The sequence below is a fragment of the Symbiobacterium terraclitae genome (genome assembly GCF_017874315.1).
GTDB classification, from domain to species: domain Bacteria; phylum Bacillota; class Sulfobacillia; order Symbiobacteriales; family Symbiobacteriaceae; genus Symbiobacterium; species Symbiobacterium terraclitae.
In genome coordinates this window covers 39,759-64,613 of record NZ_JAGGLG010000003.1, presented here as the reverse complement: position 1 = coordinate 64,613, position 24,855 = coordinate 39,759, and the positions used below count along the sequence as shown (strand labels likewise).

The following is a 24,855-nucleotide window of genomic DNA, read 5'->3' as shown; positions in this document are numbered from 1 at the left end:
CACAAGAGGGCGCGCCCATGGCGCGCCCCCCGGTCTGCTAGTTCGGCACCCAGCCCCGCTCGATCATGCCGGTGGCCAGGCGGTCGACGGCATACAGGTAAGCGGCGTCGCGCATGGACACGTCAAACCGCTTGCTGTAGCTCAGCACGTTGTTGAACGCATCGGTCATATAGCGGTCGAGGCGGCGGTGCACCGTGCGCTCCGACCAGCGGAGGCCGCCCTGCTGCCCCTGGACCCATTCGAAGTAGGAGACCGTGACGCCGCCGCCGTTGGCCAGGATGTCCGGCACGTGCAGGATGCCCCGGTCGGCCAGCACCTTGGCGCCCTCGGGCGTGGTGGGGCCGTTGGCGCCCTCCACGATGACCGGCGCCTGCACCTTCTTGGCCACCTCGGCGGTGATCTGCCCCTCCAGCGCGGCCGGGACCAGCACGTCGACAGGCAGCGCGAAGAGCTCCTCGTTGGTGAGCGGGGCGCCGCCGGGGAAGCCGGCCACGCCACGGTTGGCTTGTGCGTAGGCGGAGAGCGCGGCCACGTCCAGCCCCTCGGCGCGGTAGACGCCGCCGGTGACGTCGGTGACCGCGACGATCCTGGCGCCCATCTCGCTGAGGGCCTGGACCGCACCGCGGCCCACGTTGCCGAAGCCCTGCACGGCGACGCGGGCGCCCCGCAGGTTGATGCCCCGGACGCGGCAGGCCTCGCGGGTCACGTAGGCGACGCCCAGGCCGGTCGCGCCCGTGCGGCCCTCGATGCCGCCCAGGTTGAGGCTCTTGCCGGTGAAGACGCTGAAGTCGATGGCGGTGGCCTGCTTCAGGTACTCATCCAGCATCCAGCCCATGATGCGGGAGTTGGTGTTCACGTCCGGCGCAGGAATGTCCTTCTCCGGGCCGATCATGTCCTTCAGGCCGCGCACGTAGCCCCGTGCGATCTGCTCCACCACTGATGCGGGCAGGGTGGTCGGATCGCAGATGACGCCGCCCTTGGCACCGCCGTAAGGCAGGCCGAGCACGGCGTTCTTCAGGGTCATCAGAATCGCCAGCGCCTCGACCTCTTCCTTGTTCACGTTGGGGTGGAAGCGCACCCCGCCCTTGAACGGGCCGAAGACGGCGGCGTGCTGAGAGCGGTAGCCGAGGAAGGTCTCGATGGAGCCATCAGGCATCGTGACAGCAATGTGGACCTCGAGTGTGCGCCGCGGGTTGCGAAGAACCTTGTAGACGTTCTCCGAGTGGCCCAGTTTGGCCACCGCTTGGCGGATCGTTTCCTGGGTATCCCGGAAGAACTCCTGGCCAGTCATGAACGGTATCCTCCCTTCGTAGTTGCAAGCCACGACCCTATCCATTATTCAGCAGGTGGGGGCTGGGCTCCTGCGTCCCGCACGCGCCAGAAGCGCTTTTGTTGCATAAACCCTCAGTTCTTGTCCCGTGCCGCATCCGACCGATTCTCTGTAAGATTTCTATGCAACTTTGGAACCTCCGGTCCTGACCCGACGTCTAGTGAACCAATATACCTTTGTGAGGGGAGGATTCGGCATGACAGTGATCGAGGTCCGCGGTCTCCGCAAAGTGTTCCGAGTATATCGTAAGCCCGAGTCCTCCTGGGAGCGGCTGGTCGCCACCTTCCGGCCCCGGGCGGCGGAGGTGGAGGCGGTGAAGGCCATCGACCTCTCGGTGGAGCGGGGCGAGACCCTGGCCTTCATCGGCCCCAACGGCGCAGGGAAGTCCACCACGATCAAGATGCTGACGGGCATCCTCCACCCGACCGCCGGCACCGCCAGCGTGCTCGGCCTGACCCCGTGGAAGCAGCGGCAGCGGCTCGCCTTCCGCATCGGGTCGGTCTTCGGCCAGAAGTCGCAGCTCTGGCTCCACCTGCCGCCGGTGGACACCTTCAACCTGCTGGCCCGCATCTACGAACTGGACGAGGTGAACTACCGGAAGCGGCGGGCAGAGCTGGTGGAGCTCTTCGAGCTGGAGGAGATCATGTACACGCCTGCCCGGAAGCTGAGCCTGGGGCAGCGCATGCGCTGTGAGATCGCCGCCAGCCTGCTGCACCGGCCCGAGATCCTCTTCCTCGACGAGCCCACCATCGGCCTGGACCCGGTGGCCAAGGGCGCGATCCGGGACCTGATCCGGCGGGCCAACCGGGAGGAGGGGGTGACCGTCTTCCTCACCTCCCACGACGCCGGCGACATCGAACAGCTCTGCCGGCGGGTGGTGATCATCAACCACGGCCAGGTGATCCACGACGGAACGGTCAACGCCCTCAAGCGTGATTATATGAAGGAACGGGAGATCGACCTGAGGCTGGGGGCGCCCTTCGCCGGCGAACTGAACCTGCCCGGCGTACGGGTGCTGAAGGCGAAGGGCTACGGACTGAAACTGGCGGTGGACACCAGCGTGGCGCCGATCGAGGCGACGCTGGGCGCCCTGCTCAGGGAGTGCGAGGTCAAGGACATCGCCATCGCCATGCCGCCCATGGAGCAGATCATCGCGGCGATCTACCAGGGAAAGGGGGCGGTGGGATGATCGCTCACGCAGCACCGGGCCGGCGGGTCTGGCGCATCGCCCGCAAGTATGCCGAGGTGTGCCGGATCGCCCTGCGCTCGGCCTGGGCTTACATCTGGAACCAGCTCCTCTCGACCCTGTTCCTGGTGGTGGTCCTCTACGTCTTCGTCCAGCTCTGGCGGGTGACGTTCGCCGCCCAGGGCGCCGTCATCGACGGCTACACCCTGCCGGAGATGATCTGGTACCTGGTGGCCACCGAGGCCATCATCCTTTCGTTCCCCCGGGTCCACGCCGTGCTGGAGCAGGAGGTGAAGGGCGGCGACCTGGCCTTGCGGCTCTCCAAGCCCTACGCCTACCTGGGCTTCCACTACGCTACCTTTCTGGGTGAGGCGCTGGTCAAGCTGGCGGTGATGCTGCTGGTCGGCGGGACCACCGCCCGGCTGATGGTCGGGCCCATCCCCTTCCGCTGGGAGGCCGCTCCCGTCCTGCTGCTGCTCTACCTCACCACCCACGCGCTCAACTTCTTCTACATCGCCGCCGTGGGCCTGCTGGCCTTCTGGGTGGAGGAGGTGATCGGGCTCCACCTGCTCTTCGACAAGCTCAAGTGGATTCTGGGCGGCATGCTGATCCCGGTCCAGCTCTACCCGGAGGCCGTGCGCCGGCTCGTGGACTGGCTGCCCTTCCGGCACATGATCGGCGGGCCGGCGGAACTCTTCGTGCACTTCTCGTGGTCCGGGGCGGCGGAACTGCTCCTGAACCAGGCGCTCTGGCTGGCCGTCTTCGGCCTGGTCTGCGCCGGCATCTACCGGCGGGGCGTGAGGAGGGTGGACCTGAATGGTGGGTAAGTCGCTGGCCTTCATCGGGGCCTACATGCGGGCCAATCTGGCCACGGCCCTGGAATACCGGGTCTCCCTAGTCTCCCAAGTGGTCGGCATGCTGATCAACAACGCCCTCTGGGTCTTCTTCTGGGCGCTCTACTTCAGCCGGTTCTCGGTGGTGCGGGGCTGGACGCTGGACGACGTGGTCATGCTCTGGGCCGTGGTCACCACCAGCTTCGGGCTGGCGGTGGGGCTGATGGGCAACGTGCTGCGCATCCCGCAGCTCATCGCCGAGGGGCAGCTCGACTTCTACCTGGCCCTGCCCAAGAACCCGCTGCTGCACCTGCTGGTGAGCCGGATGGCGATCGTGAACCTGGGCGACCTGCTTTTCGGGCCCGTCCTGCTGGCTTTGGTGGTGCGGCCCGGGGCTGCCACGGCACTCGTCTACCTGGTGGTGACGGTGCTCTCCGCCCTGGTGCTGCTGGGCTTCCTGATCCTCATCGGGTCGCTGGCCTTCTTCATCGGCCACGCGGAGGCGGTGCTGGGGCAGGTGGCCAACGCCCTGGTCCACTTCTCCACCTACCCGGCGACCCTGTTCGACCGGAGGGTGCAGACGATCCTGTACACGGTGCTCCCCGCGGGGCTGATCTCCACGCTTCCGGTGGAGCTGGTGCGGGAGTTCGACTGGATCCGGCTGCTCTGGCTGGCCGGGGCCGCTGCGGCGTTCCTGGGGCTGGGCGTCTGGACCTTCCACCGGGGCCTGCGCCGGTACGAGTCGGGCAACCTGATGGTGATGCGGTCATAGCGCGAGAGCCCCCGGCCGGAAATGGCCGGGGGCCTTCTGCAACGCGGGCTATCCCTGGGGCACCGGCGCATGGTACGGATACTCCGCCCTCCGGACGGCATGCGCGAAGACGTTGATGTCCGGCATGGCAGCGTCGCGGGCGGCCTGAACTGCGGCCTCCACGTCGTAGGCGACCCGGCGGATCTGCACGGCCAGGTCGCCGTTGGCGATGTCGATCACCGCGTAGCTGGCCCGGTTGTCGCCATCGAACGAAAGACCGACCGAGCCGGCATTGACCACAGGTCGGCCACCGGGTGAACCGGTGATCGAAGTTGCCCCGAACCGTCACCAGCGGATCAAGGGCCTGAAGCAGATCCACACACCGCTTGGGCTGGGGGCCTCGCATGACCACGTCGCCCAGGCAGACCACGTGGTCAGGGGACTGGCGGCGAAGGTCAGCGATTACCGCCTCGAAAGCGACTGCGTTGCCGTGCATGTCCGAGACCGCTGCGAGTCGCATCTGCCAAACACCTTACTTCCTTAAATGTCACAGGTTGATCGCTCCTCTCAGTCTAGCGAACTGATGATCGTAGTACAAGCCAGATGTTCATGGTCGCAGGCCGTGCGCCGCAGGGGAGTGGCCCGACGCCTGGGGGGCGCGTGGCTCGAGTGGCGGAGCGGGGCCCGCCCCCACGTGGGGGCGGGCCCTCTGCGCGCCGCAACCCGGGCGATTCTGCCTATCGTGAGAATTTTGTCTGCAAGTTACTCAAGATTCCCTTGCGTTTTGCCCATTTCGTGGTAATATGGTGGTGAAGAGTGGTGGAAAGTGGGGCGCTGGCCCATTGAAGTGGCTGGCGCCCGCCCTGCCCCCTTCACCATGCGGCTGGCGCCACTGCAGGGCGGCTGGCAGCGGGGGACGACAGCCATGTTCATGGGCGAGTTCCAGCACGCAGTCGACGCAAAAGGGCGGCTCATCATCCCGGCCAAGCTGCGCGAGGGGCTGGGCGAGCGCTTTATTGCCACGAAGGGGCTGGACCGCTGCCTGTTCGTCTTCCCGCAGGCCGAGTTCGAGGCGGTGAGCCAGAAGCTGCGCAGCCTCGGCATGGGCACCAGCGCCGCCCGGGCCTTCAACCGCCTGTTCTTCTCCGGCGCCACCGAGTGCGAGCTGGACCCGCAGGGGCGCATCCTGCTCCCCGCCAACCTCCGGGAGTACGCCGGCATCGTCCGGGACTGCGTCATCGTCGGCGTGGAGAACCGGGTGGAGATTTGGGCGGCGGAGCGGTGGGCAGAGTACAGTGAGGAGGCCGGCGAGCTCTACACCGAGATCGCTGAGAAGCTCGGCTTCTGAGGTGTGCCACGGCGGTGTCCGACACCCGCAGGCGCATCCCCGCTCCGGGTCGCAACAGGCCTTCCAATCCGGCATGAAGAGGCGATCCCCGTGGTCTTTCACCACGTTCCCGTGCTGCTGCGCGAGACCATGGACGCCCTGGCCGTGCGGCCGGGCGGCGTCTACATCGACTGCACCGTCGGGGGCGGCGGCCACTCCGCCGAGATCCTCCGGCTGTCGTCGCCGGACGGCCGCCTGATCGGCTTCGACCAGGATGACAACGCCCTGGCCGCCGCCGGCGAGCGGCTGGCGCCCTTCGGCGGGCGGGTGCGGCTCGTGCGCACCAACTTCGCAGAGATCGCAGCCGTGGTCGACCGCCTCGGCATCGGGCCGGTGGACGGCGTGCTGATGGACATCGGCGTCTCCTCCCACCAGTTCGATGAGGGGGAGAGGGGCTTCAGCTACCACCACGACGCACCCCTGGACATGCGCATGGACCGGACGAGCCCCCTCAGCGCCGCCGTGGTGGTGAACGAGTGGCCGGAGGAGGAGATCGCCCGGGTGATCCGGGAGTACGGCGAGGAGCGTTGGGCAAGCCGCATCGCCCAGTTCATCGCCCGGGCCCGCAGTGAGCGGCCCGTCGAGACCACCGGCCAGCTGGTGGAGATCATCAAGGCGGCGATTCCCGCCGCCGCCCGGCGTGAGGGCGGACACCCCGCCCGGCGCACGTTCCAGGCCATACGCATCGCCGTCAACGACGAGCTCGGCGTCCTGCAGCGGGGCCTGGAAGGCGCCCTGCAGGTGCTGAAGCCGGGCGGCCGGCTGGCGGTGATCACCTTCCACTCGCTGGAGGACCGGATCGTGAAGCAGACCTTCGCCCGCTGGGCGAAGCCCTGCACCTGCCCGCCCAACATCCCGGTCTGCGTCTGCGGCAAGCGGCCCCTGGCCGAGCCGGTTACGCGCAAGCCGGTGAAGGCGTCGGCGGAGGAACTGAAGGACAACCCCCGGTCGCGGAGCGCCACGCTCCGGGCCGTTGCCAAGCTTCAGGGAGACGAGGAGGCGATGTGAGATGTCGGCTGCACCGCAGCTTACCCCGGTACAGAAGCCCAGGACTTACACGCCGGCAGCCCCGGCGGCGCCTGTCGCTGCGCCTGTACCGCGCCCGGCGCGCCGCACCGTCAGCATCCCGGCGGTGCTGGGCCTGACCGCGGCCTGGGTCGCCCTGATCCTCGTCGCGCTCTCCCTGGTCCAGACCAAGGCCGCCATCCGGCAGGCCGAGGCCGCCACCGCCGCCGCCCAGCGGCAGATCAGCCTGCTCAACGAGCAGAACCTGGCCCTCGAGGCCAAGATCGCCAACGCCGCATCGGTGGAGGAGGTGGAGCGGTGGGCCCTGGCCCACGGCATGCAGCAGCCCGAGAGCGTGGCGGAGACGCTCGCGGGCCGCGAGGAGGCCGTGGCCGTGCGGACCCCGCCTGAGCCCGAGCCGGTGGAGGCACAGGTGACCGAGGCGGAGCCCTCGTTCTGGCAGGCCCTGCTGGAGCGGGTCACCTCCCGGGTGAGCTCCCTGGCGGCCGGAAGGCGGTAGGACGAAGAGAGACTGGGCTGTCCCAGCGGAGCGATCTGCTGGGACAGCTTTTTCTTCGTTCTGTGGGCTGGAGGGTTGACCAGGTCTTGCGCATACGGTGTGCTCTGTGCGTTCCCCCGGATCGCACGGGGACTTTCACAAGAGTTGAGAGATGGCAGGCCGCATGGCAGCAGGCCTCCGGGTGATGGTCCGGAGGCCTGCTGCGGCGCGGGTTTGCTCGTGTCAACTCGTGTGAGGGTGCGCCGCGGCCCTCGGGGCAGCAATCGAATCGATAGGTGTAGGCACTGCATTTGAAGGCCACGCCGCCTCTCGGTGGTGGAAATTACATCATGCATGAAGGCGACGCCGCCTCTCGAGTGACTTTCACAAGAGTTGAGAGATGGCAGGCCGCATGGCAGCAGGCCTCCGGGTGATGGTCCGGAGGCCTGCTGTGGCGCGGGTTTGCTCGTGTCAACTCGTGTGAGGGTGCGCCGACGCGCCAAAGGCGCGGGGCTCGCGAGGGTGGCTGTCCCGCCGCTCACTTCTGCCCGGACAACCTGCCGCATAGACTCCCTGTGGCCAACCTTCGGCCGTGGGGGGAGTTTCGCCATGTCCACAGGGGTGCTGGCCCGCCGCCGCACGGTGGCCCTCATCGGCATCTTCGCCCTGGTGTTCAGCGGGCTGGTCGGCCGGATGGTCTACCTGCAGATCGCCGCCGGTGACTACTTCGCCGACAAGGCCTTCCGCTACCGCATGCGCCCGGTCCCGATCCAGGCCGACCGGGGCCACATCCTCGACCGCAACGGCTACCCGCTGCTCACCAACCGGGTCTGCGAGTCCATCTACGCCGAGCCCATCCTCATCAAGGACAAGGCGGCGGCGGCCCGTGCGCTGTCGCCCATCCTCAACATGGCGCCCGAGGAGCTCGAGCGGCGGATGAGCCGGCACACCTTCTTCGAGTGGCTGAAGCGGAAGGTCGACCCCGACGTGGCCCAGCAGGTGAAGGCGATGGGCATCACCGGCATCGGGCTGGCCCCCGAGAAGTGCCGCTACTACCCCGAGGGCGAGCTCGCCGTGCACGTGCTGGGCATCGCCAACCTGGACCACCAGGGCATCGAGGGGCTGGAGCTCACGTACAACGAGTACCTGCAGGGCAAGAACGGCCAGATCCAGTGCGAGTACACCGCCCGTGGCCTGCCGATGGAGGACGGCGAGTGCCACGTGCTCTACGGCGAGCCGGGCCACGACCTGGTCACCACCATCGACGTGAACCTGCAGCGGATCATCGAGCGCGACGTCGAGCGGGCGGTCCTGGAGACCAACGCCAAGCGGGCGACCATCATCGTGATGGACGTCAAGACCGGCGAGATCCTCGGCCTGGCCCAGTGGCCCCGGTACGACCCCGAGCTGGGCGGCAACTCCGACCCGGCGCTGCGCCGCATCTTCACGGTGACCGACGCCCTCAACCCCGGCTCCATCTTCAAGCCCATCACCGCCGCGGCGGGGCTTGACAGCGGCACCATCACCAAGGACACCGTCTTCAACGACACCGGCTGCATGACGGTGGAGGGCTGGACGATCTGCAACTGGGACCGCAAGGGCCTCGGCCCCGTCAGGATCGACACCGTGATGGCCAAGTCCTCCAACGTCGGCTTCGGCACGCTGGGGATGTGGCTGGGCGCCGACAAGTTCTACGAGTACCACTCCCGGTTCGGGCTCGACCGGCCCACCGGCATCGACCTGCCGGGCGAGGCCACGGGCCAGTACCGGCCGAAGAAGCAGGCCACCGCCATCGACCTGGCGGTCCAGGCGTACGGCCAGACGCTCACGGCGACCCCCATCCAGATGCTGACCGCCATCGCCGCCATCGCCAACGACGGCAAGCTGATGTGGCCCCACCTGGGCAAGGCCATCTACGACCACGAGGGCAACCTCGTCAAGGAGATCCAGCCCCGGGTGGTGCGCCAGGTGGTGGCCCCCGAGGTGGCCCGGTACGTGCAGGAGCTGATGGTGGAGGTGGTGGAGACCGGCACCGGCAAGAACGCCCGGGTGGCCGGCTACCAGGTGGGCGGCAAGACGGGCACCGCCAACAAGGTGATCGACGGCCGCATCGCCCCCGGCAAGTACATCGCCTCCTTCGTGGGCTTCGCCCCCTACCCGGACCCCCAGGTGGCGGTGCTGATCTCCATCGACGAGCCGGTGGGCGCCTACTACGGCGGCCAGATCGCCGCCCCGATCTTCGGCGAGGTCATGGGCTCGGTGCTGGCCTACCTCGAGGCGCCCAAGTCGACGGCGCCGCCCCCGCCGAAGGAGCACCCCTGGGAGCCGGACCCGCCGAAGGAGCCGGAGCCGGCCCAGGTGCCGTCCCTGGTCAACCTGCCCATCCCCGACGCGGAGAAGGTCGCCCGCGAGGCCGGCTTCCGCCTCAGCCTGACGGGCGCCGGCAGCTACGTGGTGAGCCAGTTCCCGCTGCCGGGGTCCACGGCCTACAAGGGCGGCGAGATCACCGCCAACCTCACGCCGTCACCGCCCGGGTCCCGGGAGGTGACCGTGCCGCCGCTGGCCGGGCTGTCGCTGTACGAGGCCGCCCGCACGCTGGCCGAACGGGGGCTGCTGATGGAGGCGCAGGGGTCGGGGGCGGTCTACAAGCAGGAGCCTGCAGCGGGGGCGCGGATCCCCAGCGGGACGCCCGTCAAGGTCTACCTGCGCGGCAAGCGCTGAGGCGTGGGATCGGGTGGTGCGGGGTGGCGCGCACAGGATCCTGCGTCTCGTGCGTGCCGGGGACGCGGGTTGCGGGCGACCGATCGCAAGTCGGGCGTGAGCCGGTGCGTGGGCAGTGCGTCCGCCCCGCCATGGCATTTCCCGACCCGGCCGCTCTGACGGGACACTTCTCGACCTGGAAATCGCGCCCCGCGCCTTCTACCCATCACCACGCACATTCGCAGCCCATCCCGGCCGCAAAAAGTTTCCGAATCTCGCAAAAAGCACCCATATGGAAGGAGGTATTTCACCTCTATTATGTGGAAATAATGGGAGACAGAAGGTGCAACCTCCGGTAAAGTGAGGCGGATCGCGCGATGCGGGTGAAGGATTGCCTGTTCGTCGGCCGATTGCTCCAGGGGGATCCGGCGGCAGAGATCACCGACGTCGTCTACGATTCCCGGCAGGTGGCGCCCGGCGCTCTCTTCGTGGCCCTTCCCGGGCGGCGTACCGATGGCCACGAGCACGTGGGTGAAGCGGTGGGGCGGGGGGCGGCGGCGCTCGTCGTGGAGCGCCCGGTACAGGTCCCGGCGCACGTGGCGGTCATCCAGACCGACTCCGCCCGCGTGGCCCTGGGGCGCCTGGCGGCCAGGTTCTGGCGCTACCCTTCCCGGCGGCTCCGGGTGGTGGGGGTCACCGGCACCAACGGCAAGACCACCACCACGCACCTGGTCAAGGCGGTGCTGGAGAAGCACGGCCACCGGGTGGGGCTGATCGGCACCGTGCACACCCTGATGCCGGGCGAGGCGCGGCCCGCCAGTCTCACCACCCCCCAGGCCTCCGACCTGCAGCGGCTCCTGCACCAGATGGTGGAGGCCGGCTGCACCTACAGCGTGATGGAGGCCTCGTCCGAGGGGCTCGACATGAACCGTGTCGATGATGTAGAGTTTGACCTTGGGATATTCACAAACCTTACCCAGGATCACCTGGATTACCACGGCACCTTCGGTGCCTACCGGGAGGCCAAGGCACGGCTCTTCCGCCTGCTGTCGAGGCCCGGCTTCAAGCCCCGCAAGGCGGCGATCCTCAACCTCGACGACCCGGCCAGCGAGTACTACCGCACGGTGGCCGAGGTGCCGGTATACACCTACGGGCTGCGCCCCGGGGCCATGGTCCGCGCCGAGGACATGGACTTCAGCCCCGCGGGCACCAGGTTCCGGCTGAAGACGCCCCAGGGGGAGATCGCTGTCGCCCTGCGGCTGGTGGGCCGGTTCAACGTGTACAACGCCCTGGCCGCCGCCACCGCGGGCGTCGTGGAGGGCGTCGACCTGCCGGTCATCCGCGATGCGCTCGAGGCCGAGGAGGGGGTGCCCGGCCGGCTCCAGCCCGTGCGGGCGGGGCAGCCCTTCGGGGTCTTCGTCGACTACGCCCACTCGCCCGACTCGCTGGAGAACGTGCTGCGCACCGCCCGGGCCTTCACCCGCGGGCGGCTGATCGCCGTGTTCGGCTGCGGCGGGGACCGCGATCCGACCAAGCGGCCGATCATGGGGCGCATCGCCGCCGAACTGGCCGACCACACCATCATCACGTCAGACAACCCGCGGAGCGAGGACCCGGTCCGCATCGTCCAACAGATCGAGGCCGGCGTGCTGGACCGGCTCGGCCCGGGACGCACCTACGAGGTGGTCATCGACCGGGCCGAGGCGATCCGCCGGGCAGTGGCCATGGCCCAGCCGGACGACGTGATCGTCATCGCCGGCAAGGGCCACGAGACGTACCAGATCTTCAAGGACCGCACCATCCCCTTCGACGACCGGGCTGTGGCCCGCTCGTTGATCGAGGCGCGGGCCGGAAAGGGCGGGTCCTGAATTGACGCACCTCTTTACCGCGGCGGAGATCGCCGTGCTGACCGGCGGCCGCGTGGCGGCGGGCGACCCCGCCGCCCGGGTCACCGGCCTCGCCTGGGACAGCCGCAAGGTGGTCCCCGGCGACTGCTTCGTCGCCCTGGTGGGCGAGCGCGTTGACGGCCACGACTACGCCGGCCAGGCAGCTGCCGCCGGCGCCGCATGCGTCCTGGCCGCCCGGCCGGTCGAAGCGCCCGGCGCCGCCGTCGTCATCTGCCCTGACCCGCTGCTGGGCCTGGGCCAGCTGGGCCGGGCGATCCGGGACCGCCACCCGCACCTGACCGTGGTGGGGGTGACCGGCTCGGTGGGCAAGACCACCACCAAGGAGATGGTGGCGGCGGTCCTCGCCGAGCGGTTCCGTGTCTTCCGCACCAAGGGCAACCTGAACTCCGAGATCGGCCTGCCCGCCTCCCTGGCCGGCCTCACCGACGCCGACGAGGTGGCGGTGCTGGAGATGGGCATGCGGGCCCTGGGCGAGATCGCCTACCTGGCCTCCATCGCCCGGCCGCAGGTGGGCGTGGTGACCAACGTGGGCATCACCCACCTGGAGCTCCTGGGCACCCGGGAGAACATCGCCCTGGCCAAGGCGGAGCTGGTGCGGGCCCTGCCCGCCGACGGCGACGCGGTGCTGAACGCCGACGACCCGCTGGTGCGGGCGATGGCGGAGGCGACCCCTGCCCGGGTCTGGTTCTACGGCCTGACGGCGCGGGAGGCCGCCGCCGAGTGGGCGGCCAGGCAGGGCGCCGCGGGCGGGGATGGTCCCCCCGGTGGTCGGTGGGTCACCGCCGAGGAAGTCCGGTCAGCGGGTGACCAGCCCGCGGGAGACCGGCCTGTGGCACACCGGCCTGCGGGCAACTCGCCCGCCAGTGGCCTGGGCCAGCGGTTCAGGCTCGTGAGCCACCTGGGTGAGGTCGAGGTCGACCTGCCCGCCCCGGGCGCCCACAACCGCCTGAACGCATTGGCGGCGGCGGCCGTGGGTCTCTCCGGGGGAATGACCCTGGCCGAGGTGGCCAGAGGCCTCACCCGTTTCGAGAACACCGGCAACCGGATGCGCCTCGTGAACGCCGGGGGCGTGCGCATCCTCGACGACACGTACAACGCTGCCCCTGCATCCGTCATCGCCGCCCTCGAGGTGATGCGGAGCATCGCCGGCCCGTCCGGCCGCTGCATCGCCGTGCTGGGGGAGATGTACGAACTCGGCGCCATGGAGGTGGAGGGGCACCGTCAGGTGGGGGCCGCGGCCGCCCGCCTGGCGGACGAGCTGGTGGCCGTGGGCGCCCTGGGCCGGCACATCGCTGCCGGGGCGCGGGACGCCGTCGCTGCTGGCCGCCAGGGTGGCCCGGCCGACGCCGCGGCGGGCACCCGGCTTACCGCCATCGACGAGGTCGACGCCAACGGTGCCGCCGTGGAGCACCTGAAGCGAGTCCTCCGCAGGGGCGACACGGTGCTGGTGAAGGGGTCCCGCGGGATGGCCATGGAGGAGATCGTCCAGGCCCTCGCGGCGTTCCTGGAGCAGCCGCAGTCGTAGCCTCCCAGCCGTCTGCCGCAATACACGAGGAAAGGGCTCGATCACATGACCGATACCACGCTGCTCCGCCTGGCTGCCGCCGGGCTCGTCGCACTCCTGGGCGCCCTGGCCCTGGGTCCCGTCGTGATCCCGCTGATGCGGCGGCTCAAGGCCGGCCAGACCATCCGGGCCGAGATGGCGGCCAGCCACCAGGCCAAGGCGGGCACCCCCACCATGGGTGGCGTCATCTTCACGATCCCGGCGATCCTGGCCACGCTGCTTTTCGCCCCGCGCGGGGGCGACGCGCTCACCCGGCTGATCATCGCCCTGGTGCTCACCGTGGGCCACGGCCTGGTGGGCTTCGCCGACGACTACATCAAGGTGGTGCTGAAGCGCTCGCTGGGCCTCCGGGCCCGCGACAAGCTGCTGGCCCAGGTGGCGCTCGCCGCCGTGCTGGGGTACGGGGCGGTGGAGGTGCTGGGGCTCGGCACCGCCGTCACCCTGCCCTTCGTCAACGTCACCGTCGACCTGGGGAAGCCGCTCTACTACGCGCTGGTGCTGATCATGGTGTGGGGCACCGCCAGCGCCGTCAACTTCGCCGACGGGCTGGACGGGCTCCTCGGCGGCCTCAGCGTGATCACGTTCACCTTCTACGGCCTGTTCGTGGCCCTGGCCGTGGGCCAGACCGACATGGCCGTGCTGGCCGTCGCCCTGGTGGGCGGCTGCCTCGGCTTCCTTTACTACAACAGGCATCCCGCCCGCATCTTCATGGGCGACGTGGGCTCCTTCGCCCTGGGCGGCGCCCTGGCCGCCATGGCGGTGCTCACCAGGACCGAGTTCCTGCTGGTGATCGTGGGCGGCGTCTACGTCATCGAGGTCATCTCGGTCATCCTGCAGGTGGCCTCCTTCCGCCTCACGGGCCGGCGCATCTTCAAGATGGCGCCGCTGCACCATCACTTTGAGCTGCTCGGCTGGTCGGAGGGGCAGGTGCTCCGCCTCTTCTGGGGGGCTGCGCTTCTCCTGACCGCCCTGGGCTGGTTCGCCCTGCCCGGCGTGCTGGGCGGGCGGTAGGACGATTCTGAGGGGGTCGGCTCTCCTTGCATCCCATCCGCAGGAGTCCGGACTACACCCTCATGGCAGTGGTTGCGCTCTTACTCGGCATCGGAATTGTCATGGTGTATACGTCCAGTACCGCCATCGCAGAGGCGGATTTCGGCAACCGGTATTACTTCCTGGTGCGCCAGGCGATCTGGGTGGCCATCGGCCTAGGCTCCATGGCCGTCTTCGCCAGCATCAACCCCTGGTTCTGGCAGAGGCACAGCCGGACGGCGCTGCTGGTGGCCATCGTGCTCCTGATCCTCGTGGTCATCCCCGGCGTGGGCATCTCCCGCCTGGGGGCCCGCCGCTGGCTGGGCTACGGCCAGCTGGCCTTCCAGCCCTCCGAGGTGACGAAGTTCGCCTTCATCATGTGGCTCTCCACCTACCTGGCCAGGAACGCCCGGGACGTGCAGAACTTCGTCCGCGGGCTCCTGCCCCCGCTGCTGGTGCTGGGCCTGCTCTTCGGCCTGATCATGCTGGAGCCGGACCTCGGCACGTCGCTGACGCTGGCCGGCACCGGCGGCCTCATGCTCTTCGCGGCCGGGGCACGCCTTTCCCACCTCGCCGGGCTGGCGGTGGTGGGCGTGGCCGGGATCTTCGCCCTGGCCAAGATCGACGAGGAGCGCTGGAGCCGCATCACCACCTTCCTCAACCCCTGGGCGGACCCCACCGACTCGGGCTACCAGATCATCCAGGCCCTGCTCGCCTTCGGCTCTGGCGGCCTGTTCGGCGTGGGGATCGGCCAGAGCCGGCAGAAGTACTTCTACCTGCCCGAGCGGCACACCGACATGATCTACGCCGTGCTGGGCGAGGAGCTGGGGTTCATCGGCGCCGTGCTGGTGCTTCTGCTCTTCTTCGCCTTCGCCTGGCGGGGCTACCGCATCTCCATCCAGGCGCCTGACCGCTTCACCAGCCTGCTGGCCGCGGGCGTCACCTCGCTGATCACGCTGCAGGCGGCGCTCAACATCGCCGTGGTCACGGCCTCCGTGCCGTCCACGGGCATCCCCCTGCCGTTCCTGAGCTACGGCGGCACCTCGCTGCTCATCACCCTGTCGGGCGTGGGCATCCTGCTGGGGGTCTCCCGGTACTGTCGCAACTGACGGGCCTCCGTCCGGGTTGGAGACCTCTATCGCGGCCACTGGCGGACCCCGCCCGTCCCGGGCCGCCACTTGCGGCCGTCGGGTTGCCCTCGTGCTCGCACCCATTCGAAGGAGGTACTCCCATGCGCTACCTGATCACCGGCGGCGGCACCGGCGGCCACATCTACCCCGCCCTCTCCATCGCCCGCGCACTCACGGAACTGGACGCCGGCGCCGAGCTGCTCTACGTGGGCACCGCCACCGGCCGGGAGGCGTCGGTGGTGCCGCGGAGCGGCGTGCCGTTCGCTACCATCGCCAGCGGCGGGGTGATCAACCTCGGCCTGCTCCAGAAGCTCCGGGGCGGGCTGCGGGCCGCCCGGGGGCTGGTGGAGGCGCTGGGCCACATCCGCCGGTTCCGCCCGGACGTGGTCGTGGGCACCGGCGGGTTCGTCGCCGGCCCGGTGCTGGCGGCGGCCCGGCTCATGCGCGTGCCGATCGTCATCCAGGAGCAGAACGCCTTCCCCGGCGTGACCAACCGCCTCGCGGCCCGGTGGGCCGAGGCGGTCTTCGTGCCGTACGAGGAGGCCCGGGCCCACTTCCCCGCCCGTGCGCGCCTGGTCCGGGCGGGCAACCCCGTCCGGCCCGAGATCGCGGCCGCCGACCGCGCGGCCGCCCGCGCCGCCCTGGGGATCGGCCCCGACGAGCGGGTGCTCGTCATCATGGGCGGAAGCGGCGGCGCCCGGGACTTCAACCGCGCGGCCGTCGAGGCCGTGCTCCGGCTATCCGTCGACGGCCTGCGGGTGGTGCACATCACGGGCGAGCGCTACTTCGACCAGGTAAAGGCCCACTACGGCGACAGGGCGCCGTTCGTCACCCTGCTGCCCTATGCGCATAACATGCCGGAGATCTACGCTGCTGCCGACGCCGGCCTCTTCCGCGCCGGCGCCCTCACCCTGGCCGAGATCCAGGTGCGGCGGCTGCCCAGCGTCCTCATCCCCAGCCCCAACGTCACCCACAACCACCAGGAGTGGAACGCCCGCACCCTGGAGCGGCGGGGCGCAGCCCTCGTGCTGCGGGAGGCGGGCCTCACCGCCGACGACCTGGCCGCGGCCCTCACGTCCGTCCTCACCGACACGGCCCTGGCGGCGCGCATGCGGGCCGCCCTGGGGGAGCTGGCCGACCCCGGCGCTGCCGGCACCATCGCGCAGCGCATCGTCTCCATCGCCCGCGAGTCTGGTCGGAACCGCCGGTGAGCGGCTGCCAGCCGCCGTCGGGCGCCCGCCTCGGGAGGCCGCCCTATGTCACCCATCGCCGAACGGCTGCGTAGCATAATCCGCGACCCGGGCCGCATCCGCCGAGATGAGCCCCTGAAGCGGCACACCACCTTTCGCATAGGCGGTCCGGCCGACTACCTGATTCAGGTGGCCAACCGCCAGGAGCTCTCCGGCCTGTTGCGCCTCGCAGGAGAGGAGAGCCTACCCGTCTACATCCTCGGCAAAGGCAGCAACCTGCTGGTCTCCGACGAAGGGGTCCGCGGGCTGGTGCTCAGCCTGACGGGCGAGTTTGGCCATCTTGCCCTGGAGGGCAGCACGGTCCGCGTCGGAGGCGGCTGCAGCCTGCCGAAGCTGGCCCACCAGGCCCGGAAGTCCGGCCTCGGGGGCATCGAGTTCGCCTGCGCCATCCCCGGCACCGTCGGGGCCGGGGTGGTGATCAACGCCGGCGCGCACGGCGGCGATCTGGCGCAGGTCGTCAAGGAGGCGACCGTCATATGGGGCGACGGGCGCCTCGAGCGCCTCTCGCCGCACGAGATCGGATTCGGCTACCGGAGTTCCCGCCTTCAGGGAACCTCGGCCATCGTGGTCGAGGTGGTCATGGCCCTGCACCCCGCCGGGCCGGCGGAGATGCAGGAGGCGATGCGGCACCATCTGGAGCGGCGCCGCGCCACCCAGCCCCTGCGGTATCCCAACGCGGGGTCGGTCTTCAAGAACCCGCCCGGGGACCACGCCGGCCGGCTCATCGAGCAGGCCGGGCTGAAGGGGGCGCGGGAGGGCGACGCACAGGTCTCCGCGAAGCACGCCAACTTCATCGTCAACCTGGGTCAGGCCACGGCGAAGGATGTGCTGACGCTGATGGACCGGGTTCGCAGTACCGTTCAACAGCGGTTCGGAGTGCTGCTGGAGGCCGAGGTGAAGATCTGGGGGCAGAGCCCCTGCTTCCTGCCCTGACGGGCCGGCCTCCCCGGATTGGCTCCGGCTGCGGGAGGTCGCATGCACTGTGAAGCAGCATGAGCGCTACGTGGTCGCAGGCGGGCGCCGCCTCGAGGGGGAGGTGGCGATCAGCGGCGCCAAGAACGCCGCCCTGCCGATTCTGGCGGCGGCGCTCCTCACGGCGGGTGAGTCGGTGATCCACAACGCACCGATGATCCGCGACGTCGCGGTGATGATCGAGATCCTGCGCAAGCTGGGGGCCCGGGTGGAGGAGGGGCCTGCGGGTGTGTCCGGGCGCACCCTGCACATTCGGGCCGACGGCGTGAGCAGCCTTGAGGTCGGAGCCGACTTCACCCGCGAGATGCGCTCCTCGATCTTCCTGATGGGCCCGCTGCTGGCCCGTGTCGGGAAGATTCGCATCTCCTATCCTGGCGGCTGCGCGATCGGCCCGAGGCCGATCGATTTTCATCTCCGGGGCCTGGAGATGCTGGGGGCCCGTATCGAGGAGCGCTTCGGCTATATAGAGGCCAGCGTTCCCAGGCGGCTGAGGGGAACCGAGATCTACCTGGACTTCCCCTCGGTGGGGGCCACCGAGAACCTGATGATGGCGGCGGTGCTGGCCGAGGGGACCACGGTGATCCGCAACGCCGCACGGGAGCCCGAGATCGTCGATCTGCAGGAGTTCCTCAACAAGCTGGGGGCGAAGGTGCGCGGGGCGGGGCTGGACGTCATCCGCATCGACGGGGTCCGCCGGCTGGGCTCGGTGGAGCACACGGTGATCCCCGACCGCATCGAGGCCGGCACCTTCCTGGCGGCCGGGGCGATCACCGGCGGCGAGGTGACCGTGCAGGGGGTGATCCCCGAGCACCTGGACGCGGTGACGGCCAAGCTCCGGGAGATGGGCGTCACGGTGCGGGAGGGAGCCGGCAGCGTGACCGCCATCGGCCCCCGGCGCCTGAAGGCCACCGACCTGAAGACCCTGCCCTACCCCGGCTTCCCCACCGACATGCAGCCGCAGATGATGGCCCTGATGGCCGTGGCCGATGGGACGAGCATCATCACCGAGACCATCTTCGAGAACCGGTTCAAGGTCGCCGACGAGCTGCGCCGGCTGGGGGCGAACATCAAGACCGAGGGGCGCACGGCGGTGGTCCAGGGCGTGAGGTCGCTCTCCGGGGCGACGGTGGAGTGCCCCGCCCTGCGGGAGGGCATGGCCCTGATCCTCGCCGGCCTCGTGGCCGAGGGCGAAACCGAGATCGAGGCGATCTACCACATCGACCGCGGGTACCAGAACCTGGAGGAGAAGCTGACCCGGATCGGCGCGGTGATCGAGCGGCGATAGCGAGGCGGGACCGGCACGGGCTGGTCCCGTTTTCGCGCGTCTGGACCTGTCCCCCTCCGCATATCTATCGTACAGGCTTCGGGGGGTGTGAAGCCATCTGCCCGGGGGTTGGCGGCCCCGCACGACGGGCGGCTGGCGCTCAGACCAGCGGGGTGTCAGCTGGACCGGCCGCTGGACCGACGACCGGCCGCGACCACATGAACGGAGGAGGGCATGTGATGGGACGCCCACTGATCGAGGTTGATCCGACCAAGCCGATCTCCGAGTACCGGGAGGTCCTGCAGAACCGGTGGCATCCGGACATCCCGGCCGTGGCCAGCGTCCGGCCGGGCGAGGTGTTCACCGTGGAGTGCCCCGATTGGACCGGCGGCCAGGTCCGGAACGACGATACGGCCACCGACATCCGAGACATGGACCTCACGCCCAACCACCACCTGACCGGCCCCATCGAGGTGGCAGGTGCGGAGCCCGGCGACCTCCTCGTCGTGGCCATCCTGGACATCGGCCACCATCCGAAGCAGAACTGGGGCTACACGGGCATCTTCTGCAAGCACAACGGCGGCGGCTTCCTCACCGACCACTTCCCGCACGCACACAAGGCCATCTGGGAGTTCGATGGCGTATGGGCCCGTTCCCGGCACGTTCCGGGAGTGCGCATCCCCTACCTGGCTCATCCCGGCATCCTGGGAACCGCGCCGTCGCACGAGCTTCTCGCCCGCTGGAACGAGCGGGAGCGCCGGCTCATCGCCCAGAACCCCGAACGGGTGCCCCCGCTCGCCTTGCCGCCCGAGCCGCGGAACGCGATCCTCGGCTCGCTGCGCCCAGGCACGCCGGAGTTCGAGCGGGTGGCCCGCGAGGGCGCCCGCACCATCCCGCCCCGTGAGAACGGCGGCAACCGGGACATCAAGAACCTGACCCGGGGAGCCCGGGCGATGCTCCCCGTCCATGTGAAGGGTGCCAAGCTGACGGTCGGTGACCTGCACTACAGCCAGGGCGACGGCGAGATCACGTTCTGCGGCGCCATCGAGATGCCGGGCTACATCACCATGAGCGTCGACCTGATCAAGGACGGTATGAACAAGTACAACCTCCAGCACGCGATCTTCCAGCCCAGCTTCACCGAACCCCGCTTCACAAGCTATGTTGTGTTCGAGGGTTACTCGGTGGACGAGGAGGGCCGCCAGTACTACCTGGACCCCCACGTGGCCTACCGGCGGGCCTGCCTGGAAGCGATCAACTACCTGAAGAGCTTCGGCTACACGGGCGAGGAGGCGTACATGATCCTCGGGACCGCCCCGGTCGAGGGGCGCATCAGCGCCATCGTCGACATTCCCAACGCCTGCTGCACGCTCTGGCTGCCCACCGAGATCTTCGACTTCGACATCCGCCCGACCAAGGAGGGACCGGTGCGCGTCGTGACAGGCGGGCGGTTGCCTACCGCCGTCCGAGAGCCCAGTTGACGGTGCACGGGAAGCGAGTCTGCACCATCGGGGTGCCGACTCGCTTCCACCGCGTTCTGGAAGAGAATTACGGTGGGAAGGAGATTCGGTAGGGAGAAGTGAATGACGTTACAGCGATCCGCTCTTAGCCCGGAGGTGGTGCCACATGCCGCGGGTCTGTTTCATCGTCAACCCCGTCGCCGGCCACGGGCGTGCGCTGGCCGAGTGGAAGCAGATCGAACCTCTGGCCGCCCAGCTCGGCGACTACTGCGTCAAGTTCACGCAGGGTCCCCGGCACGGCACCGCGCTCGCCCGGGAGGCGGTGCAGGAAGGCTACGACCGCGTGGTCTCCATGGGCGGCGACGGCACGCTCAACGACGTGGGCAATGGCCTGATGGGCAGCCGCGCCGCGCTGGCCGTGATCCCGGCGGGCACCGGCAACGACTGGGTTCGCACGGCCCGGCTGCCCCGGGATCCGGTCGAGGGCTGCCGGATGGCGTTTCAGGGGCGGGTCGCCCGGATCGACGTCGGCCTGGCCCACGGCCACCGCTACTTCTTCAACGGGGCCGGCTTCGGCTTCGACGCCGAGGTCTGCGACCGGATCCGGTCCTATGGCCCGCGCTTCCGCAAGCTCAGCTACCTCCGGGGGGTGTTCGACACCCTCTTCCGCTTCACCGGAGTGCCGGTGGACGTGGAGATCGACGATCAGCGGGTGCACCTCTCCCGGGTGCTGCTGCTGGAGGTGGGCAACGGCCGCTACTTCGGCGGCGGCATGCAGATCTTCCCCGGCGCCGACTTCGCCGACGGCCTCTTCGAGATCGCCTGGGGCGAGAACCTCGGCCGGCTGGAGCTGCTGCGGCTCGTGTCGCAGATATACAGCGGCAAGCACGTCGGCCATCCGAAGGTCCGCATGATGCAGGGCCGCAAGGTGACGGCCAGCTCGCCGGAGAAGGTCGTCTTCCAGCTGGACGGCGACGTGGCCGGCCATCTGCCCGTGACGTTCGAGATCATCCCGCAGGCTCTCGATGTGGTGCTGCCGACCGCGTAGCGGCGTGACAGACATGACCGGGGCGGCGCCGCGGCGGTGCGGCAGCCATGACCAGAGGTGGCGGCTGATCGCCCGGCGGCATGACAGAAATGACCGGAGGCGGCGCACGGACTGCCTGCGGTATAATTGACATGGCTTTGCAGGCAAGGGGCGGTGACGGCGGAGCATGGAGCAGGCGCAGAGAGTGGGGGGACGGGCGGCGCAGACGCGCAGCCGGTGGGGCCTGGTGCTGACCCTGTTGGTGCTGCTCGGCGTCTGCCTGTTCGCCGCTTACCGTTCGGCGCTCTTCCGGCTGGAGCGGGTGCAGATCTCCGGCAACCAGCGCCTGAGCCAGGCGGAGATCCTGGAGATCGCCGGCGTCAGCCCGGGAATGCTCAGGTGGGAGGCCTCGGCGGAGCGGGTGCGGGAGCGCCTGCTGTCCGAGCCGTGGATCAAGTCGGCGACGGTCACGTGGCGGGGCAACGCGCTGCTGATCAGCGTCGCCGAGCGGGAGCCGCTGGCGCTGCTGCAGTACCAGGGGCGGTTCTACCTGCTGCTGGACGAGGGCGGCCGCATCCTCGGCCAGCGTCTGCTGGAGGAGGGGAAGCGGCTGCCGGTGGTGAGCGGCGTCTCCCTGCCGAGCGCCCTGCGCGGGGCCGTCGTGGAGGATCTGGGCCTGCGCGATGCGCTCACGCTGCTCTGGTGGACGGGCGAGCCGCTGCTGGAGCAGCTCTCGGAGGTCCACGTGCGGGAGGACCGCTACCTGCGGCTCTACCTGACCGGCGGCACGACGGTGGAGGTGGGCGTGCTGCCGGACGACGCCGCCCAGCGGGAGAAGCACATCCAGACGCAGCTGAAGGGGCTCCTGGACCATCTGGACCGGGTTCCTGCGACCGCCCGGGCGACCTGCCAGATCGACCTCAGGGTCTACGGCAAGGTGCTCGGGCTGGGGTGTCAATAACGGTGGGGGTGAGGCCATGATGGAGCGGGTGCGGCGGATGCCCTGGGCGACCGCGCTGGTCGGCGTGGCCCTCGGCCTCATGCTCTCGATGCAGTTCAAGGTTCAGCGGCAGGTCGCCCTGGCGGACCTGGCGACCGTCCAGCGCACCGAGCGGCTGGTCGCACAGCTGGCCGAGGCGGAGCGGCACCGGGACGAGCTGGCGGCTGAGGTGGAGGCACTCCGGCAGCAGCAGCTCATCTCGGTGAAGACGCAGAACGAGTACCAGGCCCTGGCGGAGCGGCTCGAGCAGGCGCAGATCCACGCCGGGCTGCTGCCGCTGGTCGGGCCCGGCGTGACCGTCGTCATGGCGGACTCCGCCCACCCGGTCACCTCGGGCGAGAACCCCAACAACTTCATCATCCACGACGAGGACGTCCTGCGGGTGATCAACGAGCTGCAGGCCGCCGGGGCCGAGGCGATCGCCATCAACGGGCAGCGCCTGACCGGGCGGACCGAGATCCGCTGCACCGGGCCCGTCGTCACCATCAACGGCGTCCGCACGGCGCCGCCGCTCAACATCGTCGCCATCGGCAACCCGGACGAGCTGGAGCGGGCCATCACGATGAAGGGCGGCGTCGCCGAGTCGCTGCGTTTCTGGGGCATTCAGATCACGGTCAAGAAGGAGACGCAGGTGCGGGTGCCCGCATACACGGCCCGCCTGCGGCTGGACTATGCCCAGCCCGCTCTCGAGGAGGTCGCCCCCTGATGTGGATCATCGTCCTGGGCTTTATCGTCGGCATCCTGCTCGGCGTCCTGTCGCCGTTCACGCTGCCCATCGCCTACGCACGCTACCTCTCCATCGCCGTCCTCGCGGCCCTGGACACCGCCTTCGGCGGCCTGCGCGCCAGTTTGGAGGGCACGTACGACAACGGCATCTTCATCACCGGCTTCTTCACCAACGCCCTGCTGGCCGCCGGCCTGGTCTACCTGGGCGACCGCATCGGGGTGGAGAGCCTCTACATGGCCGGCGTGGTCGCCATGGGCATCCGGCTCTTCCAGAACCTCGGCATCATCCGGCGCCTGCTGCTGCGGCGCTGGGGGCTCCTGAACGGGGCGGAGCCGCAGGAGGGTGCAGAGGAGCCCAAGCAGGCGCAGGAGGAGTAGCAGGGGGGCCCGTGGCCTGCGCCGCACAACCCCATCGTGAGGAGCCCGCAGCCTGTTCCTGGATGGGACAGGCTACATTTCTTGCGGAAGCCGTTCCCAAGATTTATAGCGCCACCCATATTCAGGAGGAGGATTCGCACTTCGGGCGTTGAATGCACTTAAGAAGTGCACGCATGATCCGAGAGTGGAGGGAGCCGGCTCGGTGGCAGAGAACCTGGTGTTGGGTCTTGACGCCGGCAGCACCCATGTGGTGGCGGCCCTGGCCGAGCGGACGGAGGGCGGCGATGCGCAGATCATCGGCGTGGGTCTCGTCCCGTCGGCAGGGGTGTACCGAGGGCTGATCAGCGACCTTGGCGCGGCGGCTGACGCCATGCGCCGGGCGGCGGATGCGGCCTGTGCGATGGCGGATCGCCAGCGCGTCGGCCGTGCCGTGATCTCCGTCTCCGGCGCACACCTGCGGTCGGAGGTCGGGGCGGCGGAGGTGCCGGTTCCCCGGCCGGCGGCGGGCGTGTCGCCCGAGGCGGTCCGGCGGGCGCTGGACGCCGCTGCGGCGTCGGTCACGCCGGATGCAGGGCGCGAGCGGGTGCACGTGGTCCCGCGCAGCTACCGCCTGGACGGCAGCGTTCCACTGCGCGATCCACTGGGCCTCTGCGGCCGCACGCTGGAGGCGGAGGTCCTGGTGGTCACGGGCGATGCGCTTCAGGTGCAGAACCACCTGCGGACCGCCCGCCATGCGAGCCTGGAGGTCGACGACTACCTCGTGGCGGTGCGTGCGGCGGGCGAGGCCGTGCTCACGCCCGAGGAGCGGGAGCAGGGCGTCCTGCTGCTGGACCTGGGCGGCGGGACGACCGGTGTGGCCGTCTACGAGCAGGGTCACCTGTTCCACCTGGCGGTGCTCCCCGTGGGTGGCGACCACATCACGCACGATCTGGCGACGCTGCTCCGGGTGCCTGTGGCGACAGCGGAGCAGCTGAAGCGGGAGCAGGGCTGGGCTTCGCCGCTGCTCGCCCCCGAGGGGAGCTTCGAGGTGGCCACGCCGTCCGGGCTGAACCGCCGGGAGATCACCGTCAAGCACGTAGCAGAGATCATCGGCTCGCGGGTGGAGGAGATCCTCCAGATGGCCGCCGCTGCGGTCAAGCGGTCTGGCTATGCGGGCCTTTTCCCGGCAGGGCTGGTACTGACGGGCGGAGGAAGCCGCCTGAAGGGGCTCGACGCCTTCGCCGGCGATTGCCTCAACCTGAAGGCCCGTGTCGGCACGCCAGCGAGCCCCCTGGCCGCCGAACCGGAGATGGCGGTGGCCGCAGGCCTCGCCCTCTGGGGCGCCCGGGCGCTGACGCCCGCCGAGGCCTCCGAAGCCCGGGGGGAACCGGAGGCGCCGGCCCAGGAGCAGCCGAAGCGAACAGGACGGGTCCGGGACTGGCTGAAGGCCCTGTTCCACTAGCGCCATGCAAGGAGGA

At 69.7% G+C, this 24,855-nt stretch carries 22 protein-coding genes and 1 pseudogene; 20 read left to right on the top strand and 3 right to left on the bottom strand.

Annotated features, from left to right (window positions below):
* Positions 1-37: 37 nt before the first annotated feature.
* Positions 38-1,291, bottom strand: a complete 1,254-nt coding sequence (locus J2Z79_RS02705; RefSeq protein ID WP_209465319.1) for a Glu/Leu/Phe/Val family dehydrogenase — start codon at positions 1,289-1,291, stop codon at positions 38-40.
* 235 nt (positions 1,292-1,526) lie between these two features.
* On the opposite strand from J2Z79_RS02705, the gene J2Z79_RS02700 reads away from it, so the two are divergent.
* The 3 genes from J2Z79_RS02700 to J2Z79_RS02690 are packed head-to-tail and all read left to right on the top strand — an operon-like array spanning position 1,527 to position 4,121.
* Complete coding sequence (locus J2Z79_RS02700) at positions 1,527-2,519, top strand: ABC transporter ATP-binding protein (protein ID WP_209465318.1); 993 nt, start codon at positions 1,527-1,529, stop codon at positions 2,517-2,519.
* On the top strand, positions 2,516-3,343 hold the full coding sequence (locus J2Z79_RS02695) for an ABC transporter permease (RefSeq protein WP_209465317.1): 828 nt from the start codon (positions 2,516-2,518) through the stop codon (positions 3,341-3,343). The genes J2Z79_RS02700 and J2Z79_RS02695 overlap by 4 nt, the downstream gene beginning before the upstream one ends.
* On the top strand, positions 3,333-4,121 hold the full coding sequence (locus tag J2Z79_RS02690; RefSeq protein ID WP_209465316.1) for an ABC transporter permease: 789 nt from the start codon (positions 3,333-3,335) through the stop codon (positions 4,119-4,121). Before J2Z79_RS02695 ends, J2Z79_RS02690 begins: the two co-directional genes overlap by 11 nt.
* A gap of 48 nt (positions 4,122-4,169) precedes the next feature.
* On the opposite strand, the gene J2Z79_RS02685 is transcribed toward J2Z79_RS02690, so the two are convergent.
* Both J2Z79_RS02685 and J2Z79_RS19245 read right to left on the bottom strand, forming a co-directional pair.
* Positions 4,170-4,400 (bottom strand): hypothetical protein, encoded by a 231-nt coding sequence (locus tag J2Z79_RS02685; protein ID WP_209465315.1) that lies wholly within the window; start codon positions 4,398-4,400, stop codon positions 4,170-4,172.
* Between the two features lie 19 nt (positions 4,401-4,419).
* A pseudogene (locus J2Z79_RS19245) lies at positions 4,420-4,620 on the bottom strand (metallophosphoesterase family protein); the annotation flags it as partial.
* Between the two features lie 405 nt (positions 4,621-5,025).
* Here J2Z79_RS19245 and mraZ point away from each other — a divergent pair.
* The 17 genes from mraZ (at position 5,026) to ftsA (ending at position 24,839) form a co-directional block, all read left to right on the top strand.
* On the top strand, positions 5,026-5,448 hold the full coding sequence (gene mraZ, locus J2Z79_RS02675) for a division/cell wall cluster transcriptional repressor MraZ (RefSeq protein WP_209465426.1): 423 nt from the start codon (positions 5,026-5,028) through the stop codon (positions 5,446-5,448).
* Positions 5,449-5,538: 90 nt separating this feature from the next.
* Entirely contained in the window at positions 5,539-6,495 is a 957-nt protein-coding gene (gene rsmH / locus J2Z79_RS02670) for a 16S rRNA (cytosine(1402)-N(4))-methyltransferase RsmH (RefSeq protein WP_209465314.1), read from the top strand.
* 1 nt (position 6,496) lies between these two features.
* Positions 6,497-7,012, top strand: coding sequence for a hypothetical protein (locus tag J2Z79_RS02665; protein WP_209465313.1), 516 nt, complete (start codon positions 6,497-6,499; stop codon positions 7,010-7,012).
* A 588-nt stretch (positions 7,013-7,600) separates the two neighbouring features.
* The gene (locus J2Z79_RS02660; RefSeq protein ID WP_209465312.1) at positions 7,601-9,712 is read left to right on the top strand and encodes a penicillin-binding transpeptidase domain-containing protein; all 2,112 of its coding nucleotides are present in this window, start codon (positions 7,601-7,603) and stop codon (positions 9,710-9,712) included.
* Between the two features lie 356 nt (positions 9,713-10,068).
* On the top strand, positions 10,069-11,559 hold the full coding sequence (locus J2Z79_RS02655; protein ID WP_209465311.1) for a UDP-N-acetylmuramoyl-L-alanyl-D-glutamate--2,6-diaminopimelate ligase: 1,491 nt from the start codon (positions 10,069-10,071) through the stop codon (positions 11,557-11,559).
* A 1-nt stretch (position 11,560) separates the two neighbouring features.
* A complete protein-coding gene (locus tag J2Z79_RS02650; protein WP_209465310.1) occupies positions 11,561-13,123 on the top strand; it encodes a UDP-N-acetylmuramoyl-tripeptide--D-alanyl-D-alanine ligase in 1,563 nt (520 codons plus the stop codon).
* A 45-nt stretch (positions 13,124-13,168) separates the two neighbouring features.
* Entirely contained in the window at positions 13,169-14,173 is a 1,005-nt protein-coding gene (gene mraY / locus J2Z79_RS02645) for a phospho-N-acetylmuramoyl-pentapeptide-transferase (RefSeq protein WP_209465309.1), read from the top strand.
* Between the two features lie 26 nt (positions 14,174-14,199).
* The gene (gene ftsW / locus J2Z79_RS02640; RefSeq protein WP_245301983.1) at positions 14,200-15,300 is read left to right on the top strand and encodes a putative lipid II flippase FtsW; all 1,101 of its coding nucleotides are present in this window, start codon (positions 14,200-14,202) and stop codon (positions 15,298-15,300) included.
* Between the two features lie 122 nt (positions 15,301-15,422).
* Positions 15,423-16,532 carry an undecaprenyldiphospho-muramoylpentapeptide beta-N-acetylglucosaminyltransferase gene (murG, locus tag J2Z79_RS02635; RefSeq protein ID WP_209465308.1) on the top strand — a complete coding sequence of 370 codons (1,110 nt, stop codon included), beginning with the start codon at positions 15,423-15,425 and terminating at the stop codon, positions 16,530-16,532.
* 45 nt (positions 16,533-16,577) lie between these two features.
* Positions 16,578-17,504 (top strand): UDP-N-acetylmuramate dehydrogenase, encoded by a 927-nt coding sequence (gene murB, locus J2Z79_RS02630; RefSeq protein WP_209465307.1) that lies wholly within the window; start codon positions 16,578-16,580, stop codon positions 17,502-17,504.
* 49 nt (positions 17,505-17,553) lie between these two features.
* Positions 17,554-18,828 carry a UDP-N-acetylglucosamine 1-carboxyvinyltransferase gene (gene murA, locus J2Z79_RS02625; protein WP_209465306.1) on the top strand — a complete coding sequence of 425 codons (1,275 nt, stop codon included), beginning with the start codon at positions 17,554-17,556 and terminating at the stop codon, positions 18,826-18,828.
* Positions 18,829-19,046: 218 nt separating this feature from the next.
* Positions 19,047-20,288 carry a formamidase gene (gene fmdA, locus J2Z79_RS02620; protein ID WP_209465305.1) on the top strand — a complete coding sequence of 414 codons (1,242 nt, stop codon included), beginning with the start codon at positions 19,047-19,049 and terminating at the stop codon, positions 20,286-20,288.
* Between the two features lie 145 nt (positions 20,289-20,433).
* Positions 20,434-21,315 carry a diacylglycerol/lipid kinase family protein gene (locus J2Z79_RS02615; RefSeq protein WP_209465304.1) on the top strand — a complete coding sequence of 294 codons (882 nt, stop codon included), beginning with the start codon at positions 20,434-20,436 and terminating at the stop codon, positions 21,313-21,315.
* 184 nt (positions 21,316-21,499) lie between these two features.
* Positions 21,500-22,255 carry a cell division protein FtsQ/DivIB gene (locus tag J2Z79_RS02610; protein WP_209465303.1) on the top strand — a complete coding sequence of 252 codons (756 nt, stop codon included), beginning with the start codon at positions 21,500-21,502 and terminating at the stop codon, positions 22,253-22,255.
* Between the two features lie 16 nt (positions 22,256-22,271).
* Positions 22,272-23,000, top strand: coding sequence for a DUF881 domain-containing protein (locus J2Z79_RS02605; protein WP_245301980.1), 729 nt, complete (start codon positions 22,272-22,274; stop codon positions 22,998-23,000).
* The gene (locus J2Z79_RS02600) at positions 23,000-23,398 is read left to right on the top strand and encodes a small basic family protein (protein WP_209465302.1); all 399 of its coding nucleotides are present in this window, start codon (positions 23,000-23,002) and stop codon (positions 23,396-23,398) included. Before J2Z79_RS02605 ends, J2Z79_RS02600 begins: the two co-directional genes overlap by 1 nt.
* Before the next feature lie 202 nt (positions 23,399-23,600).
* Positions 23,601-24,839: a cell division protein FtsA gene (gene ftsA / locus J2Z79_RS02595; protein WP_209465301.1), complete on the top strand. Its 1,239-nt coding sequence runs from the start codon at positions 23,601-23,603 to the stop codon at positions 24,837-24,839.
* Positions 24,840-24,855 lie beyond the last annotated feature (16 nt).

Excerpts from the sequence above, each read along its gene's own strand:
- J2Z79_RS02705 (WP_209465319.1), bottom strand. The coding sequence starts at position 1,291 with ATGACTGGCCAGGAGTTCTTCCGGGATACCCAGGAAACGATCCGCCAA.
- J2Z79_RS02700 (WP_209465318.1), top strand. The coding sequence starts at position 1,527 with ATGACAGTGATCGAGGTCCGCGGTCTCCGCAAAGTGTTCCGAGTATAT.
- J2Z79_RS02695 (WP_209465317.1), top strand. The coding sequence starts at position 2,516 with ATGATCGCTCACGCAGCACCGGGCCGGCGGGTCTGGCGCATCGCCCGC.
- J2Z79_RS02690 (WP_209465316.1), top strand. The coding sequence starts at position 3,333 with ATGGTGGGTAAGTCGCTGGCCTTCATCGGGGCCTACATGCGGGCCAAT.
- mraZ (WP_209465426.1), top strand. The coding sequence starts at position 5,026 with ATGTTCATGGGCGAGTTCCAGCACGCAGTCGACGCAAAAGGGCGGCTC.
- J2Z79_RS02665 (WP_209465313.1), top strand. The coding sequence starts at position 6,497 with ATGTCGGCTGCACCGCAGCTTACCCCGGTACAGAAGCCCAGGACTTAC.
- J2Z79_RS02660 (WP_209465312.1), top strand. The coding sequence starts at position 7,601 with ATGTCCACAGGGGTGCTGGCCCGCCGCCGCACGGTGGCCCTCATCGGC.
- J2Z79_RS02655 (WP_209465311.1), top strand. The coding sequence starts at position 10,069 with ATGCGGGTGAAGGATTGCCTGTTCGTCGGCCGATTGCTCCAGGGGGAT.
- mraY (WP_209465309.1), top strand. The coding sequence starts at position 13,169 with ATGACCGATACCACGCTGCTCCGCCTGGCTGCCGCCGGGCTCGTCGCA.
- murG (WP_209465308.1), top strand. The coding sequence starts at position 15,423 with ATGCGCTACCTGATCACCGGCGGCGGCACCGGCGGCCACATCTACCCC.
- murB (WP_209465307.1), top strand. The coding sequence starts at position 16,578 with ATGTCACCCATCGCCGAACGGCTGCGTAGCATAATCCGCGACCCGGGC.
- fmdA (WP_209465305.1), top strand. The coding sequence starts at position 19,047 with ATGGGACGCCCACTGATCGAGGTTGATCCGACCAAGCCGATCTCCGAG.
- J2Z79_RS02615 (WP_209465304.1), top strand. The coding sequence starts at position 20,434 with ATGCCGCGGGTCTGTTTCATCGTCAACCCCGTCGCCGGCCACGGGCGT.
- J2Z79_RS02605 (WP_245301980.1), top strand. The coding sequence starts at position 22,272 with ATGATGGAGCGGGTGCGGCGGATGCCCTGGGCGACCGCGCTGGTCGGC.
- J2Z79_RS02600 (WP_209465302.1), top strand. The coding sequence starts at position 23,000 with ATGTGGATCATCGTCCTGGGCTTTATCGTCGGCATCCTGCTCGGCGTC.